Below are 418 nucleotides of genomic sequence, written 5' to 3' on the forward strand. Positions count from 1 at the left end.
CTGTGAAACCTTTATAATCCATAGTCTTTGCCGTTGCTTTATAAATATCACGCTCAACTATAATTGGTACTTCAACCTCTGCTAACTTCAATCGCAATTGAAGTTCTTCTGCTCGTGTACCTGTCACGATGATAGCTTCAATTTGTTGCTTAGATAATTTTTCAAAATCTGCATCATAAATCCATGAAGTATCTCGACCATCTGCAGCGTTATCATTTAGCGAAATAACATACACTTTTTCGCCTTCTAATTGTTCACCAACTGATAAACTTGCATTCATTCCTGCAGGGTTTTTAGCTAAATTGATCATCGCTTCTTTTCGTTCTTTTTTAAAGTACTGCATACGACCATTGTCTGATGTATACGTTTCAAAGCCATTTTTAATTGTTTGTTCATTTAACCCAAGCTCTCTTAAAAC

1 protein-coding gene is annotated in these 418 nt (G+C 35.2%); it reads right to left on the reverse strand.

What is annotated here, in order from left to right:
- On the reverse strand, positions 1-418 hold a 418-nt coding region (locus D7Y13_RS43730; protein WP_120631147.1), incomplete at both ends, for a DUF1727 domain-containing protein.

Source organism: Corallococcus praedator (assembly GCF_003612125.1).
Classification (GTDB): Bacteria; Myxococcota; Myxococcia; order Myxococcales; family Myxococcaceae; genus Corallococcus; species Corallococcus praedator.